General features: G+C 54.5%; 15 protein-coding genes. All 15 read right to left on the bottom strand.

The window, feature by feature from the left end; all coding sequences use genetic code 11:
- The 15 genes from ACFOSS_RS01800 to fliM all read right to left on the bottom strand — a co-directional run bounded on the left by ACFOSS_RS01800 (window position 1) and on the right by fliM (window position 14,559).
- Entirely contained in the window at window positions 1–1,158 is a 1,158-nt protein-coding gene (locus ACFOSS_RS01800; RefSeq protein ID WP_377150286.1) for a protein-glutamate methylesterase/protein-glutamine glutaminase, read from the bottom strand.
- Window positions 1,159–1,180: 22 nt separating this feature from the next.
- The gene (locus tag ACFOSS_RS01795; protein WP_377150285.1) at window positions 1,181–3,262 is read right to left on the bottom strand and encodes a chemotaxis protein CheA; all 2,082 of its coding nucleotides are present in this window, start codon (window positions 3,260–3,262) and stop codon (window positions 1,181–1,183) included.
- Window positions 3,263–3,273: 11 nt separating this feature from the next.
- Window positions 3,274–4,011, bottom strand: a complete 738-nt coding sequence (locus tag ACFOSS_RS01790) for a protein phosphatase CheZ (protein ID WP_377150284.1) — start codon at window positions 4,009–4,011, stop codon at window positions 3,274–3,276.
- A 14-nt stretch (window positions 4,012–4,025) separates the two neighbouring features.
- Entirely contained in the window at window positions 4,026–4,397 is a 372-nt protein-coding gene (cheY, locus tag ACFOSS_RS01785; protein ID WP_449301172.1) for a chemotaxis response regulator CheY, read from the bottom strand.
- 124 nt (window positions 4,398–4,521) lie between these two features.
- Window positions 4,522–5,241, bottom strand: a complete 720-nt coding sequence (locus ACFOSS_RS01780; RefSeq protein WP_377150282.1) for an RNA polymerase sigma factor FliA — start codon at window positions 5,239–5,241, stop codon at window positions 4,522–4,524.
- Complete coding sequence (locus ACFOSS_RS01775) at window positions 5,234–6,118, bottom strand: MinD/ParA family protein (RefSeq protein ID WP_449301171.1); 885 nt, start codon at window positions 6,116–6,118, stop codon at window positions 5,234–5,236. The genes ACFOSS_RS01780 and ACFOSS_RS01775 overlap by 8 nt, the downstream gene beginning before the upstream one ends.
- On the bottom strand, window positions 6,118–7,500 hold the full coding sequence (flhF, locus tag ACFOSS_RS01770; RefSeq protein WP_377150281.1) for a flagellar biosynthesis protein FlhF: 1,383 nt from the start codon (window positions 7,498–7,500) through the stop codon (window positions 6,118–6,120). The genes ACFOSS_RS01775 and flhF overlap by 1 nt, the downstream gene beginning before the upstream one ends.
- An 18-nt stretch (window positions 7,501–7,518) precedes the next feature.
- Window positions 7,519–9,624, bottom strand: a complete 2,106-nt coding sequence (flhA, locus tag ACFOSS_RS01765; RefSeq protein ID WP_377150279.1) for a flagellar biosynthesis protein FlhA — start codon at window positions 9,622–9,624, stop codon at window positions 7,519–7,521.
- Window positions 9,625–9,738: 114 nt separating this feature from the next.
- On the bottom strand, window positions 9,739–10,869 hold the full coding sequence (gene flhB / locus ACFOSS_RS01760) for a flagellar biosynthesis protein FlhB (RefSeq protein WP_377150277.1): 1,131 nt from the start codon (window positions 10,867–10,869) through the stop codon (window positions 9,739–9,741).
- 2 nt (window positions 10,870–10,871) lie between these two features.
- Window positions 10,872–11,660: a flagellar biosynthetic protein FliR gene (fliR, locus tag ACFOSS_RS01755; RefSeq protein ID WP_377150275.1), complete on the bottom strand. Its 789-nt coding sequence runs from the start codon at window positions 11,658–11,660 to the stop codon at window positions 10,872–10,874.
- Complete coding sequence (gene fliQ / locus ACFOSS_RS01750) at window positions 11,657–11,926, bottom strand: flagellar biosynthesis protein FliQ (protein WP_377150272.1); 270 nt, start codon at window positions 11,924–11,926, stop codon at window positions 11,657–11,659. The genes fliR and fliQ overlap by 4 nt, the downstream gene beginning before the upstream one ends.
- Window positions 11,927–12,673: a flagellar type III secretion system pore protein FliP gene (gene fliP, locus ACFOSS_RS01745; protein ID WP_377150270.1), complete on the bottom strand. Its 747-nt coding sequence runs from the start codon at window positions 12,671–12,673 to the stop codon at window positions 11,927–11,929.
- The gene (gene fliO, locus ACFOSS_RS01740) at window positions 12,663–13,106 is read right to left on the bottom strand and encodes a flagellar biosynthetic protein FliO (RefSeq protein WP_377150643.1); all 444 of its coding nucleotides are present in this window, start codon (window positions 13,104–13,106) and stop codon (window positions 12,663–12,665) included. Before fliO ends, fliP begins: the two co-directional genes overlap by 11 nt.
- 2 nt (window positions 13,107–13,108) lie before the next feature.
- Window positions 13,109–13,492 carry a flagellar motor switch protein FliN gene (gene fliN / locus ACFOSS_RS01735; protein WP_377150268.1) on the bottom strand — a complete coding sequence of 128 codons (384 nt, stop codon included), beginning with the start codon at window positions 13,490–13,492 and terminating at the stop codon, window positions 13,109–13,111.
- The gene (gene fliM / locus ACFOSS_RS01730; protein WP_377150266.1) at window positions 13,492–14,559 is read right to left on the bottom strand and encodes a flagellar motor switch protein FliM; all 1,068 of its coding nucleotides are present in this window, start codon (window positions 14,557–14,559) and stop codon (window positions 13,492–13,494) included. The genes fliN and fliM overlap by 1 nt, the downstream gene beginning before the upstream one ends.
- Window positions 14,560–14,561: the final 2 nt, after the last annotated feature.

The following is a 14,561-nucleotide window of genomic DNA, read 5'->3' as shown; positions in this document are numbered from 1 at the left end:
TTAACGTCCTATTTCAACCAGAATGCGCTGCGAAATTCGATCCAGAGGCAACGACTCAGATGCAATCCCCGCCTTGGCAACGGCTTGTGGCATACCGTACACGACACATGAGGCCTCATCTTGCGCCCAGATAGTCGACCCCTGTTCTTTCAGCAAACGCGCCCCGTCGCGGCCATCCGCCCCCATCCCCGTTAACACCAATGCCAATACCTTATCGCCATGGCTTTTAGCTAACGAAGCAAAGGTAATATCGACACAAGGTTTGTAGTTCACCTTGTCATTGCCATCGATAATCCGAATGCGCGCACTACCAGCGCGACCTTCCAGCATCATTTGCTTGCCGCCAGGCGCCAGATAAGCACAACCGGGACGCAATAGATCCCCATCCTCTGCTTCCTTGACCGATATCTTGCACAGCCCATTCAAGCGGGCCGCAAACGCCGAGGTAAACGTGGCTGGCATATGCTGAATGAGCAGAATGGGATACGGAAAATCAGCTGGCAATTGAGTCAATACCGTTTGTAGCGCCACGGGCCCACCGGTAGAGGTTCCAATCGCCAACAATTGATATGTTTTACCGCTTTTCTTAAAAGTAGTGGCCGGCGCTGCCGCTGACGCGCCAGTAACGCGTTCAGACATCAGCGGTCGATTAGCGAATGGAGAGGGTCTGGACAACACGTTACTTGCCGGGCTCGCTTGCCCGCCCGCGGTTGTCGGATGGGATGCGACAGACTGACTTCGGCTCGATGACATGAAAATCCGGCGTCGTGCGATAGCCTTCACTCGTTGCTGCAGCAACTTGGTCGCTTCTTCCTTATCGCGCGCGATATCTTCAAATTTCTTTGGCAGAAAATCGAGCGCCCCAGCATCCAAAGCATCCAATGTAGCCTTGGCGCCATCATGCGTCAGCGAAGAGAACATCAAAATCGGCGTCGGATTCTTCGCCATGATCTCACGAACAGCCGAAATGCCATCCAACACCGGCATTTCAATATCCATCGTGATGACATCCGGCTGCAGCTTCAGAGCTTTATCTATCGCCTCTCGCCCATTTTGCGCGGTATCAATGACTTCGAGCGTAGGGTCCTGATTGATTATCTCAGTGACCCTGCGTCGAAAAAAACTTGAATCGTCTACAACTAATACCTTTACAGCCATCTGGGGTCTCATTCTCTATTTATTAACGACGTCGCGCATAAGCCTTAAGCAGATTAGGCACATCCAGAATCAAGGCAATACCACCATCACTGGTAATAGTGGCCCCTGCCATGCCGGGAGTGCCATGCAACAGCTTATCCAGTGGCTTGATCACCACCTCTTCCTGGCCAATCAGGTTATCGACGACAAAACCGACTTGTTGTGTGCCAATTTGCACAATGACGACATGCCCCTGTTCCTTGCGGAAGCTGCCTTTACGGGCGCCGCGGATAAGCCAATCCTGTAGATAGAACAGCGGGATCGCCTTATCGCGCACTATGATGGTCAACTGGCCATCCACCATCTTCGAACGCGTCAGATCCAAGTGGAAAATTTCGTTGACGCTGGTCAGCGGCAACGCAAAGGTCTGCTGACCCACCTCGACCATCAGTGTCGGCAGAATCGCCAAGGTCAACGGTACCTTGATCTCCAGACGGGTACCAACTCCCTGCTCAGAGTGAATACGGATAGAACCATTCAATTGCGAAATACTGGTTTTAACCACATCCATACCAACACCGCGCCCAGAGATGTCGGAGATTTCCTGCTTGGTGGAAAAGCCGGGAGCAAAAATCAGGTTGTAGGCCTCGGTATCGCTCATCCTGGCTGCCTGCTCGGCATCAAGGACACCACGCTTGATCGCAATCGACTTGAGCTTCTCAGGATCCATGCCGGCGCCATCATCCTCGATTAGGAGCAGGATATGGTCACCTTCTTGTGATGCACTCAGACGAATGGTACCCACACGATCTTTGCCTGCCTTGGCGCGCACGTCCGGCAGCTCAATCCCGTGGTCACAGGAGTTACGAACCAAGTGAACCATGGGGTCTGCAAGCGCCTCGACCAGGTTCTTGTCCAGATCGGTATCTTCCCCCTCCATCACGAGGTTGATGTCTTTCTTGAGGCTGCGTGCCAAATCACGAACAACCCGCGGGAAGCGGCCAAACACCTTCTTGATGGGCTGCATGCGCGTCTTCATCACAGCGCCTTGCAGATCTGCCGTCACCACATCCAGGTTGGAGACCGCTTTGGACATCTCCTCGTTGTTGCTGGCAATGCCGAGACTGACCAGACGATTGCGCACCAGCACCAACTCACCCACCATGTTCATGATGACATCCAGTGTCCGTGTATCGACACGAACTGTGGTCTCATTCTGAACTTGTTGTTGTGCTTGTTGTGCGGCTGGCGCAGCTTTGTTGACCTGGGAGGCCACAGGAGCCCGATCCGCGTCATCCATCACCGCAGACTTGACGCTCTCCGGCGATGCGGTTGTAGGCGCCTTGCCCTTACCATGCAATTGGTCGAGCAAAGCCTCAAATTCATCATCGTTGATCAGCGCATCGGCTTCCGATTGCGCCTGGGTCATATGGCTGCCAACGCTCTCGGGAATACCGACGTGCTTGCCTTGACCGTGCAATTGATCAAGCAGGGCCTCAAACTCATCATCGGTAATGTCCCCGCCTTCTTGAGCGGGCAGTGCACTGCTGGCAGGAACATTCGGCGCCTTACCCACGCCATGCAGCTCATCCAGCAACCGGTCAAACTCATCCTGAGTGATATCATCAATCGAAGAGCCAGCAGAGGAGGTCGTCACGGGCGCTGCGGATACCGGCTCGGGTTTTACCTCGGCAGGTTTGCTCTTTACTGTCTTGGCAGCGATTTCAGCGGCAGAAGCAGGTTTGCTCAAATGATGCAGGGCATCAAGTAACGACGGTGCGGCCGCTTCGAGAGGTTCACGATTCTGAACGTGGGCAAACATTTCGTTGATGGTGTCGAGGGCTTGCAAGATGACATCCATCAATTCAGCATCGACCTGACGGCCACCGTTACGTAATGTATCAAACACGTTCTCGGCGCCATGACAAGCATCTACCAGCTCAGTCAGCGACAGGAAACCAGCACCGCCCTTGACGGTATGGAATCCACGGAAAATGGCATTTAACAGCTCACGATCATCTGGTCGCTTCTCCAGATCGACCAGTTGTTCAGAGAGCTGCTCCAGAATTTCCGATGCTTCGACCAGAAAGTCCTGCAGGATGTCCTCATCAACTTCGTAGCCCATTCTTTACTCCCTCAGAAACCTAAACTTGATAACAGGTCATCCACATCGTCCTGGCTCTGCACCACATCTGCCCGGGTTTCCTTGTTGATGATGGGGCCTTCCGCCTCAATACCTCGTGACGGAGCAGGCTCTATCGGCGCTGTAGGTTCAGGATCGCCAAACAAGGTCAGCATCTCGACCAGCTTCGACTCCACCTCATGAACCAGCGCGATGACTTTACGGATCATCTGCCCCGTGAGGTCTTGGAAATCCTGTGCCATCAAAATTTCGGTCAGCAAATCTCGGAGTTGGTTGGCATCAGTCTCTGACTGTTTGATCAGATCATCCAGCCGATGGCAAAGCTCCTTGAAATGCCCTAACTCAATCCGTCGATTCATCAGTGCATTCCAGGCCGGCAAGACCTCCGAGATGCGCTGACTGAGCTGATTGGCTAACGGCAGGCTGGCGTCAACGGCATCCATGGTGCGGTTAGCTGCCTTGTCGGTCATGGTGATCACATAATTCAAACGCTCACGGGCATCAGGAATATCCTGAGTTGCCAGATCCGGAATTCGCGGATCAAGACGAAATTCCTGCAACGAGTTGTGCAGCTGGCGAGTGAGTTGGCCAACATGCGCAAATAGTTCGCTCGCATTCGGCACACAAATTTCGGCCAGCAGTTCGTTTGCAGCCACCTGCTCACCCTGTTCCAGATACATCACCAGCATTCTGGCTTGTTCAAGGTTGATCAGCGGCACCTTGACTTTCATGAGTCACTACTCCGTCAGCCAATGCGCTCGAAAATCTTGTCCAGCTTTTCTTTGAGAGTGGCGGCTGTAAAAGGTTTGACGATATAACCGTTCACCCCAGCTTGGGCCGCTTCAATGATCTGTTCACGCTTGGCTTCAGCTGTCACCATCAGCACAGGTAAATGACACAGTTTCTCATCGGCACGGATGGCCTTCAGCAGATCGATGCCTTGCATCCCAGGCATGTTCCAGTCAGTGACTACAAACTCGAAATCACCATTCTTCAGCATTGGGAGAGCGGTATTGCCGTCATCTGCCTCATGGGTATTGTTGAAGCCAAGGTCACGAAGCAAGTTTTTGATTATCCGGCGCATCGTTGAAAAATCATCAACAATGAGGATTTTCATGTTCTTATCCAAAATACCCTCCTAAGAAGACTGCGTAGGGCAGCCCTAACTCATTCTGTTTATAGCAATATTGTTTTTATTATGCATCACACTCAGCCTTGAGTGTAGACAAGCATATGTGCGGTCAGTACCAATCTTTCATTCTGGCGCGCAATCTGTGCATCGCCTGGGTGTGGATCTGGCTGACCCGCGATTCGCTGACGCTCAAAATTTGTCCAATCTCTTTGAGGTTCAGCTCCTCGTCGTAGTAAAGCGACAAAACAAGCGCTTCTCTTTCGGGAAGATGACGAATTCCTTCAGATAGCGCCACCTGGAATCTCTCGTCAACCATGGCACTGAACGCTTCGTTACTCGGTTCAGGCTCTTCCTCACCGTGCAACACATCATCCGATACCCCCAAATCCTCAATGCCAATAAGGCGGCCACAGGCCGCCTCATTCAACATGGTATGGTAATCATCGAGTGTTACACCTAATTCTGAAGCGACATCCGTATCACGTGCGTCGCGACCCGAGCGTTGCTCTATCACATCAATCGCATCCGAGATGCGTCGACTGTTGCGATGCACCGAGCGCGGCACCCAATCGCCGCTGCGGATCTCGTCAATCATGGCGCCACGAATCCGGATACCAGCATAGGTTTCGAAACTGGCACCCTTGCTGCTGTCATAATTTTTAGCCGCATCCAGCAGCCCAATCATGCCTGATTGCAGCAAATCATCCAATTGCACACTGCTTGGCAGGCGTGCCATAAGATGCAGACCGATACGTTTCACCAGAGGCGCATAACGCTCTACCAGTGCGTTTTGATCCTGATGACGAGCATAGGCTTGAGCTTTATTCACTAACAGTGTCCTGAACTACATTCGGTTTGTTCAACAGGGTTTCGATGAAGAACTCCAGATGACCACCAGGCTGGTGTGGTGTCGGCCAGCCGGCGGCCTTGTTGGCCAGTGCGCGGAACGCCAAGGAGGCCGGCGATTTGGGGAATGCATCGACGATCACCTTCTGTTTCTTCACCGCCTGTCTGACATTATTGTCGTATGGAATGCAGGCCACCAGTTCCAATGAAGCATCAAGGAAACGATCCGTCACCCGCGTCAGCTTGCTAAACAGCTCCTGACCTTCCCTAAGACTGCGAACCATGTTGGCAACAACCTTGAAGCGAAACACGCCATACTCTCGTGACAGTAACTTGATCAGAGCATAGGCGTCCGTGATGGAAGTCGGCTCATCGCAGACCACGACCAAAATATCCTGTGCTGCACGGGCAAAGCTCAGCACCATATCAGAGATGCCGGCAGCCGTGTCCACCAACAGCACGTCAATGGTGGTTTTCATATCACTGAACGCCCGGATGAGACCTGCGTGCTGGGCTGGCGTCAGCTCCACCATCGATTGGGTACCCGAGGTCGCAGGAATAATCATCAGGCCATAGGGGCCTTCCACTATGATGTCATCCAGCGTGCATTCCCCTGATAACACATGGGACAGGTTTTTTTGCACCCGTAACCCCAACATGACGTCGATGTTGGCCAGCCCCAGGTCTGCATCCAGCAGCAAGACGCGCTTGCCTTGTGCCGCCATGGCCACCGCCATATTCAGCGTGACATTGGACTTGCCGACGCCACCTTTACCACCGGTGACAGTGATCACTTTGACCCGGTTTGCCTGACGCATTTTTCTCAGCCCCTGAGCTTGATCGAGATTGCTGTTATTCATTATTTGTAAAACTCCATATGCTCGGCTCGCTCGCTGTCCTGGCCCCAAAAATGGGTATCGGCTCCGTCCTGCTCCAGCTGACGCAATGTCATCTCGACCAATTCGCTTGCCGTCGCCGTCTGAAGATCTTCAGGCACCCGCTGCCCGTCGGTTATGTAGCTGATGGGAAGTTGATTACGAATGCACATCCCCATCACCTCGGCCAGATTCAGACTCTCATCCAGTTTGGTTAAAATACATCCACTCAGGGGCACCCGGCGAAAATGCTCAAACGCCTCTTGCAAAACCCGCCGCTGCGATGTAGCTGGCAACACCAGATAGCTGCGGATCCTGACCTTGGCATTCTTCACCAGGGTGTCGAGTTGTTCGGTTAAACGGACATCCCGCTGTCCCATGCCGGCGGTATCGATCAGCACCAAACGACGATTGCGTAATTGATAGAGCGCGCTGGACAACTCCTCAACGTTGGCCACTGTCTTGACGACGCAGCCCATGATGCGACCATAGGTCTGCAGTTGTTCGTGGGCACCGATCCGGTAATGATCCGTAGTAATCAGGGCTACCTGTTCCGGCCCGTATTTCATGGCAAAACGTGCGGCCAATTTGGCGATCGTCGTGGTCTTGCCAACACCAGTCGGCCCTAGCAACGCGACGGCACCACCATGGCGGAGGATGTCATCATCGCCCGTTTTCAATGCCGCTGTCAGCGCCTCGCGCAGACGATGCCACGCTTCGTGCAAGGAGGCCTCTTCAGGAATATGACTCGCCAACTGTTCGGCAAATGGCGCCTCAAATCCGCCTTGTGTCAGTTGTTTGATGATCAGCGCACGCACTGGCTCACGGCGTTCAACTTCCTGCCACATCAAACCTGACACCTGGTGCTGCAACAGCTTGCGAATCGACGCTAACTCGGTCCGCATGAACTCCAGCTCCCGATCTCGGTGGGATGGTGCGGCTCTGGAGCTGGCGGCCGGACGGCGCGCAGTTTGGGGCTCCGGGATGGCCGCCTGTTCCGCCAAGGTCCGCGGACCGGTATCAAAACCCGGTATCCCGGACTCCTGTATTTGTTGCTGACGCGCTAACAGAGCCGACAGGCTGTCAGGAAAACTCTCTTTGGTGTCACTTTTTTGACTCTGGGCAAACGAGAATGCCATTTTTGGCTCAGCCTGCCGAGTTGGCGTCGATAAATTGACGTTGTCTTCGCGCAGTTCGCGACGAATTTCTGGCGCCGGCGTGGACGCCTGATAATCGACCGCCGCCACTATCTCTATGCCGCCAGATACCTTTTTGTTCGACATGATGACCGCATCAGGGCCGAGAACCTCTTTGACTTCCGCCAGTGCAGTTCGCATGTCCTTGGCAAAAAAACGTTTAATCTTCACCTGATTCCTCCGGCGTCATCATTGCTGGCCCACTGCACTGACAATACGGATCTGCTTGTCGTCAGGTACTTCCTGATAGGAAAGTACACGTAATCCAGGAATGGCATTTTTCACGAAACGGGCCAGGGTGGATCTGAGCACACCAGACGTCAGCAAGATAGCCGGCTGACCTTCCAGCTCCTGCCGCTGTGTTGCCTCAGTCAAGGAACGCTGCATGCGTTCTGCCAATCCCGGCTCGATACCTGCCCCCTCAGCCCCACCGGCTTGCAGAGACTGGTGCAATATACGTTCCAGATCAGGGGCCAACGTGATGACAGGGATCACAGGTTCGCCACCAATGATGTCTTGCACGATCAAACGACGCAGCGCAATCCGACAAGCCGCCGTCAAAACATCGGGATCCTGACTGCGGGGAGCATATTCCACCAAGGTTTGCAGTATCGTGCGCATATCACGGACTGGGACCCCCTCTGTCAACAGATTTTGCAAGACTTTGGCCAAGGTTCCCAGGCTCATCACACCCGGAATCAACCCTTCTACTAACTTGGGTTGCGAACGGGACACCATGTCCAGCAGATTCTGTACTTCTTCATGTCCCAGCAACTGAGCGGCATGGCTGTTAAGAATTTGACTCATATGAGTAGCAATGACCGTCGACGCATCGACCACGGTGTAACCCAGACTCTGCGCCTGGTCGACCTGATCCTGACCAATCCAGACGGCATCCAGTCCAAATGCCGGATCGCGGGTCTGAATGCCTTGGATCTGGCCAAAAACCTGACCGGGGTTGATGGCCATTTCGCGTTCATGATAGACCTCTGCCTCGCCGACATTGACGCCCATCAAGGTGATTCGATACTGGTTAGGCTGCAAATCCAGGTTGTCACGGATATGCACAGGTGGCACGAGGAAGCCCAGCTCCTGGGATAGCTTCTTGCGCACCCCCTTGATGCGATTGAGCAAGGCCCCACCCTGACTGCGATCCACCATTGGAATCAGACGGTAACCCACCTCCAGGCCAATGACGTCCACCGGGCTGACATCATCCCAGCTCAAATCCTTATGCTGTTCCTGTGGTGCACTGCTTTCCACCGGCGCATTGAGCTTGGCCAGCTGCGCGTTCTTCTTCTGTCGGTTGCGTCGGTAGATCCACCAGGTACCGCCACCCGACAGGGCGGCCAGGCTTAAAAATGCCAGATGAGGCATGCCTGGCACTAAGCCCATGATGGTCAGCACGCCTGATGTGATAGCCAGCGATTTGGGGTCGTCGAACATCTGCCCCAGCACCACTTTCCCCATATCCTGATCGGCGTTTTGCCGTGTCACTATGATGGCCGCCGCTATAGACAACAACAGCGACGGGATCTGGGCAACCAGACCATCACCGATGGTCAGCAAGGTATAGATCCGCGTGGCATCACCAAACGCCAGGCCATGCTGGGCCATGCCGATGATGAAACCACCGATAATATTGATGAACAGGATCATGATGCCGGCGATGGCATCACCTTTAACAAACTTGGATGCACCATCCATGGAGCCGTAGAAATCCGCTTCGGCAGTCACCTCCTGACGCCGCCGCTTCGCCTCTTCCTGGTTGATCAGGCCGGCATTCAAATCGGCATCGATCGCCATCTGCTTACCCGGCATGGCATCCAGGGTGAAACGGGCGCTGACTTCTGATATCCGCCCGGCGCCCTTGGTAACCACCACAAAGTTGATGATCATCAGGATGATGAAGACGATGAGGCCGACGGCATAGTTACCGCCGATGACCACATTACCGAACGCCTCGATCACATGCCCTGCCGCCCCAGGACCATTGTGACCTTCCAGCAACACCACCCGCGTCGACGCCACGTTCAGGGCAAGACGCAGCAAGGTGGCCACCAGCAAGATGGTCGGGAACGCCGCAAAATCCAGAGGCCGTCGGGAATAGATGGCAACCAGCAACACAACCATGGCCAGCGCAATATTGAACGTGAACAGGATGTCCAGCAGGAACGGCGGCATCGGCAGCACCACCATGCCAAGGGAGGCCAGCACCAGTAACGGTGTCCCCACCCCTTTCGTCAGCAGGCTCTTGACTTGCCCCAGGGAGGCTAATGTGGCTTTCAATTCCATGGCGAACGCACCTAAAACTGCAGTGCCTACAGCCTAGCAAAAATCAAGCCATTGGTTAATGCATTGATTTTGATGGAATTTGATTCGTATCAGAAAATCGACGTCAAAAAGACGTCAATAACGCAACTCATCCGGAATCGGCAGCTCATCGGCTAACTTGTGCGGTGCCTGGCCACGCCCCTGGCGATAGGCCTGCAGCTGGTAGACATATGCCAATACCTGCGCCACCGCCACGAACAGCCCTTCGGGGATTTCACTATCCAGCTTGGTGGTATGGAAGATAGCCCGCGCCAGCGGCGGGGCTGCAACCTGGGTAATACCATATTCGGTCCCGATGTTACGGATCATCATGGCTATTTCATCCACCCCTTTGGCGACCACGACCGGGGCCTTGCCCTGCTGCTTGTCATACTTCAAGGCGACAGCATAATGCGTCGGGTTGGTAACGATCACGTCCGCCTTCGGCACCTCCGCCATCATGCGGCGGTTGGCCATCTCATATTGCATACGCCGCAGGCGGCCCTTAACCTCGGGCTTACCTTCCGAGTTTTTGTATTCATCCTTGACCTCCTGCTTGGTCATCTTCAGTTGTTCCTTGTGATGCCACTTCTGGAACGGAACGTCGATGGCCACGATCGGCACCAGAGCGCAACAGATGCCGATGGCAATCCACAGGCAGGTCTCCAGAGCGTCATAGATGGCGTAGGGAAACTGGCGCTGACTGAGGTCAAGAATATGTGGCAACTGGCTGGTCAACAGCCACCAGACCATCAGGGCAATAAACGTCACCTTGCCGATGGATTTCACCAACTCGATCAGGCTCTGCACGCCCACCATTCGCTTCAAGCCGTTAATCGGATTGAGTTTGGTAAACTTCGGCATCATGGCTTCAGAGCTAAAATTGAAGCCTCCAAGCAGCAAGTTGCCAATCAAGGCGGCCAGCAGCAGAATGAAAAACCAGCCGGACATCGGAACGATCAGGTTGGCAATATCCGTACTCAGTGCCAACTCCATGGTTTCCGGATCGAACACTTCATCCCGGCTAAATGAAAAGTTGCGCCTGCAGATCTCCAGCAGCGCACTGCCGATGCCGGCACCGGTCACATACAGGCCAATGACGCCCGCCAGCAGCACCAGCGCCGTACCCAACTCCTTGGATCGGGGGATCTGGCCTTTAGCCTTGGCATCGGAAAGGCGTTTACCTGTGGGGTCCTCTGTCTTTTCCTGACCATCTGCTTCAGCCATCGTCAGCCTCCACTACATTCAGTGCCAATGATCTCGCAGATCAAGGCCTGAACCTGTTGCCAATGTGCCAGGAAATGCTCCATGAAGCCGCCCAGCGATACCCAAAGCACCAGCAAGCCACATATCATGCTGACGGCAAAGCCCATGCTGAAGATGTTCAACTGCGGTGCGGCACGGGTCATGACACCGAACGAAAAATTAACCAATAGCATGGCCGTGATCGAGGCCAACGACACAGAAAGTGCCATTTGAAACATAATGGTCATGAACGAGAACAGCGCCTGCAAGCCGGTGATATCCAGCCCGCTGGTCGACACCGGGAGGGTGGTGAAACTCAGATTCACCAGATGCAGCATGGTCAGATGGCCATCGATGGCAAAGAAAATCAAGGTTCCCAGCATCAGATAGAATTGGCCGATGACGGGCGTGGATCCACCGTTGATCGGATCCACTAACGACGCGAAGCCCAAACCGCTCTGGGTGGCCAGGACTTGGCCGGCAATGACAAAACTCTGGATGAGCAGCTGGGTGGCAAAGCCGATAGCCACCCCGATGAGCACCTGCTGGGCCACCACGAGCCAGCTTTGCAGACTGAATAACGGGATCTCCGGCATCGGCGGCAACATCGGCGCCATCGCCAGCGTGATGACAAACCCCAGCTTGGCACGGATCATGACCGGCACATTCTGGCTACCAATCACCAGCATGGTCATCAACATCGCGGTCACCCGGGCCATCGGCCACAGGTAGGATGCCAGCCAGCCCATCACCAGATCGGCCGTGAAGTTCACCCCAGCACCTCGGGGATCTGCTCAATGATGGTGGTAAAGAAATCCAGCAACGCCTGCAATCCCCAATGGGCGCCAAACGCCAGTGCCGCCAGCGTTACCAGCAGACGTGGCAAAAAACTCAATGTCTGCTCGTTAATCGACGTCGCCGCCTGGAAAATCGACACCATCAACCCCACCACCAGGCTGGGCAAGATGACGGCACTGACCAGCAGACTGACCAGCCCCAGTGCCTCGCGAAACACATCGACAAAGGCCTCGGGATTCATTTAGCCACCTCCAATACCGAAACTCGATACCAGCGATCCCATGATCAACCCCCAGCCATCCACCAGCACAAACAACATCAATTTGAACGGGAGCGAGATCAGCATCGGCGACAGCATCATCATCCCCATCGCCATCAAAATACTGGCGACCACCAGATCGATGACCAGAAACGGCAGGAAAATCATGAAACCAATCTGAAATGCGGTCTTCAGCTCACTGACCATAAAGGCGGGGATCAGCACGCGCATCGGTACCTGCTCGGGTTTGTCGACATGCACATTGGCATATTCCATGAAAGCATTCAGATCCTTGATGCGGGTTTGCCCGAGCATGAACTGGTGTAATGGGACCTGGGCGCGCTCAAACGCGGCTTGAGAGGTAATCTGATCATCGAGATAAGGCTGCAATGCTTCGGCGTTGATGCGATCCAGTACCGGCGTCATGATGAACAGGGTCAAAAACAGGGTCAGCCCCAGCAACACCTGGTTAGAGGGGCTCTGTTGCAGCCCGATGGCCTGACGCAAAATAGATAGCACTATGATAATGCGGGTAAACGACGTCATCATGATGAGGATTGAAGGCAGAAACGTCAGTGCCGTCATCAACGCCAACACTTGCAGCGTCAGGCTGTACTCTTGGCCGCCACCTGGCGTGGTGGTCACCGTGACCGCCGGCAAACCAGCGTTCTGAGCCCAAAGGCTGGGCGCAAACAGCCACAGCAGCAGCCAGATCCAGTTACTTTTCATCACTGCGCTCTCTTTGCAACTCGTTGCTGGCGGGCTCCCCGGCAACAGATTGGCCACGACCAGCTCCCGCCATCCATTTGCTCAGTTGACCGGCAAACGCATGGGGGGAACCATTCTCTGGCAGCGGTTTATCCAGTTGGCACAACAGCGAGATCTGGTTGGGTGTCATGCCCAGCAACAGCTGCTGTTCTCCCACCTTGACGACCAGCAGTTTCTCCCGACTGCCCAGCGGCAACATGCTGACAACCTTCAACTGACTCTGCATGACAGATGGAACCAGCCGGCTTTTCTTCAGCAACCAGGCCAACACCAGAATCAGTGCTATGACCAGAAAGCAACTGGCCAACCACTGCATCAGGGTCACATTCGCCGACGTTTCAACCGCCAGGGCCGGCAGCGGAAGCGTCAGCAATACCAACAACAGGCGTGACATCATCATTTAAGTTTCTTGATCCGTTCGGTCTGGCTGATGACATCGGTAAGACGAATACCGAACTTGTCATTGACCACCACCACTTCGCCGTGGGCGATCAGGGTGCCGTTAACCAGCACATCCAGCGGCTCGCCCGCCACCCGATCCAGCTCGACGACCGAGCCCTGATTCAGTTGCAGCAAATTGCGAATGCTGATCTGGCTGCGGCCGACCTCCATGGTGATCGTCACCGGTATATCCAGTATGGTATCCAGCTTGCGGCGCTCTTCTGCAGATATGGGAGCATGTTCATCAAACTCCTCCAGATGCGCCGGCTGTACATCCGCCGCGGCCTGCTCACCCAACGCCGCCGCCCAGGCATCTGCCATCAGATCTTGATCATCCATCACTCTTCATCCTCTATGCTTTTTTCCAGCGCTTCGAGTTCTGCGACTCCGTCAATGCGCATACCACCACGCGTCACCAGGGTCAGTTCATTCTTGACCGAGTCCGGCCGCTTGATTTTCTCGGTAATCTTCAACGCGACATGATCACGCGTGCGACCGAGTTTGGCGCGGAACGTCGGCAGATCTTCGACAAAAACCAGCAACGACTCGGGCATCTCCACCGGAATGATGTCACCAGCTTTCATGTTCTGTAGTTGCCGCAACGTGACATCCGTCTGCAACAGACGGGCATTGATGCCGACTTGTACATCCATGATTTCATCGCGGAGCGCCTTGCTCCAGCGCAAATCGGTGTCGCCCTTGTCACTCTGCACACCGGCATCCAGCAGTTCGCGGATCGGCTCCAGCATCGAATAAGGCATGGCGACGTGAAAATCTCCGCCCCCGCCGTCCAATTCGATATGGAAAGAGCTCACCACTATGACTTCTGTCGGGCTGACAATGTTGGCCATGGCCGGGTTGACTTCGGAGTCGAGGTATTCAAATTCGACATCCATCACCGGTGCCCAGGCTTCTTTATAATCCTCAAACACCAGCTTCAGCAGCATCTGGATGATGCGCCGTTCGGTCGGTGTAAACTCACGCCCCTCAATCTTGGCGTGGTAACGACCGTCACCACCGAAGAAATTCTCCACCAGGATAAAGACCAGGCGCGCCTCCATGGTGATTAACGCCGTCCCCTTCAGCGGACGGAAGCGAACCATGTTGAGACTGGTAGGCACAAACAGGGTGTGCACATACTCACCGAATTTCAGCATCTGCACACCGTTGATGGAGACTTCGGCGGTACGCCGCATCATGTTGAACAGGCTGATGCGCATATGGCGGGCAAACCGCTCATTGACCAGCTCCAGCGTCGGCATCCGGCCACGAACAATCCGATCTTGTGATGAAAAATCGAATGTAACAACGCCAGGAGCGGCAGCGACACTGACCGCCTCCTCTTCTACCTCATCGACACCATGCAGCAGGGCATCAATTTCGTCTTGCGTTAACAGATCGCTCACGG

It is taken from the genome of Pseudaeromonas sharmana, from assembly GCF_042649925.1.
Taxonomy (GTDB): Bacteria; Pseudomonadota; Gammaproteobacteria; order Enterobacterales; family Aeromonadaceae; genus Pseudaeromonas; species Pseudaeromonas sharmana.
Note: the sequence above shows the minus strand (reverse complement) of the source record. Positions and strands in the feature narration are given on the sequence as shown.